Source organism: Terrabacter terrae (assembly GCF_039529575.1).
GTDB classification, from domain to species: domain Bacteria; phylum Actinomycetota; class Actinomycetes; order Actinomycetales; family Dermatophilaceae; genus Terrabacter; species Terrabacter terrae.
This window is the reverse complement of sequence record NZ_BAAANB010000182.1, coordinates 1-1,902: the sequence shown is the minus strand read 5'-3', so window position 1 is coordinate 1,902 and position 1,902 is coordinate 1. Positions and strand designations below refer to the sequence as shown.

Sequence of the window (1,902 nt, the reverse complement as noted above, 5' to 3'; positions counted from 1 at the left end):
AGTCCTGTCGGACCAAGAGGTCGAAACGGTCTTCAACCAGATCCGGCGCTCCTCGACCTGGGTCTAGGGAAGTCCGGCATTGCGTCATAGCGCCGCGAGGCGGGCGCGGAGGGCACGAACCTCTTCCTGGTCTGCCGCTGACGGAGGAGGTTCCAAGGGCCTGCCTCGAGCAGGCTCCCGCTACCGTCGCCTGGTGAGCAATCCTCGAGGGAAGCCCCCCAGCGATACAGAGGCGATCGCCTTCGCCGTGATCGGGCAAGTGTTGGGCGTCCACGTGGACCACGCGGATGCCGACGGCACACCAGGATCGGTTGACGGCCGCTGGACATATCCGGACGGGCGTCGAGCAGCGCTGGAGGTAACTGCGCCAGAGGCTTCAAAAGAGATCGGCGAGCGCGTGAGGGCCGAGCGACAAGGCCAGAGGGTGATGCTCAACGGCACTGTGGAGTTGGGCAACCTCGCTGAGCAGGTTTCATCAGTTTTGGCCGAGCCTTGGGCCGCGCCGAATATCAGGAAAACTGGTGGCGACAGGCGTTCACGAAACGCATCTGTATCTTTGGGGGCGCGGGAAACGGGACGATTTCCTGTTTTCGACAGTGGCAGAACTCCTGCCTTCTTCGCCACTGGATCTGCCTGAAGGGCTCACCGATCTCTGGTTGGACGCGTGGGTTTTCCGCGATGAAGGGTCTATGCGAAACGTTACGGTCGTGCACTACAACCAACTCAACGGCTGGTCGACCAACCATGCGAGCTATGACGAGGCAGCGTTGCCAGCCCTACGAGTGCCTCATGCGCCGGCGCACAACTGAAATCAACTGCGCCGTGGAGTATGTCCACGCCGTCCGATCCAAGCCCAGAGAGAACCAACTGCATGGCGCTTGAGGCCGCACCATTCGTTGCGCGTTGGTCGACCCCAAAACGCGCCCGTCAGACTTTGGAGTGCATCGTTGATGGAAGAACTGTGGGACATGTAGACGTCGGTCTCGGAGGACTCGATAGTGATCCGCCATACATTCGCATAGACATGGTCAAAGTCGTTCCAGACTCCGCATATCGCGGAGGCGTAGCGGCAAACTGGCTGATCGACCACGTCGTATCCCGTTGGCCTAACGCCCTGATTCGCGGGGGACCAGTTTCCCAGGACGACGACCCAGGCCCGAGTTTCAGACAGAGATGCTGGGATCGCGGAATCCCGTTTCACGACGCCGCATGCGAGCGCACTAGAACGGGGTTCTCCGAGCCTCCCGCTCAATGTTTCTGCCATGACCGTCTCCAGCCCGAGGTTATGCGCCGAGCCGCTCTACGCGAGACGCGGCCAGCGAGTAGCGAACCGCCCTCGACGACGTTGACCTCCTGAAATCCGCAGGGACTGCGCACACGGCATGCACGAACACGCCTGCACCGACTCGTTCAGCGTGGTCGCGCGAGGGGCGTCTTACCGCCGCCTTTCGCGTTCTCGCCGGCGGCGCGCCTCAGCGGCCTGTGCGACCGCTCTGGCCAAGCGTGTACATCGGCCGCCGGGAGCAGCCAGCTCAGACGTTCGCGACGCCCAAAGCCGACGCCCCACGCTCTGCCCTGCGGCAACGTGCGCGCTACCGGGACCAGGCGATGAGTGGGGCGTTTGACGTCCATAGTGAGATTTGACTTCCACCAACGCCGGGCTACATGAGCGAAGATGTTCCCATGAACGTCGAGGTGGCCGTCTTCCGCACCGTCCCCCAGATCGTCATTGAGACGATCGACCCAGCGGACCCCCACAATCGTTGGAGTCGCGCCTGGGAGCTTTTCGAGTTTCCCGTGGAATACCTCACGACCGCGGGTCCGGGCGTGCCCTGGAACGAGCGGCCAAGGGCGTCTTTCGTCGTATCGCCGGAGGACTTCGTGAGCGACGTCCTCGCTCGG

General features: G+C 62.7%; 2 protein-coding genes. Both read left to right on the top strand.

The features are described from left to right. Window positions 1–193: 193 nt before the first annotated feature. On the top strand, window positions 194–637 hold the full coding sequence (locus tag ABD194_RS20605; RefSeq protein ID WP_343995013.1) for a hypothetical protein: 444 nt from the start codon (window positions 194–196) through the stop codon (window positions 635–637). Between the two features lie 1,046 nt (window positions 638–1,683). Further along, window positions 1,684–1,902: hypothetical protein (locus ABD194_RS20600; RefSeq protein ID WP_343995011.1), on the top strand; the 219-nt coding region annotated here is incomplete at its 3' end.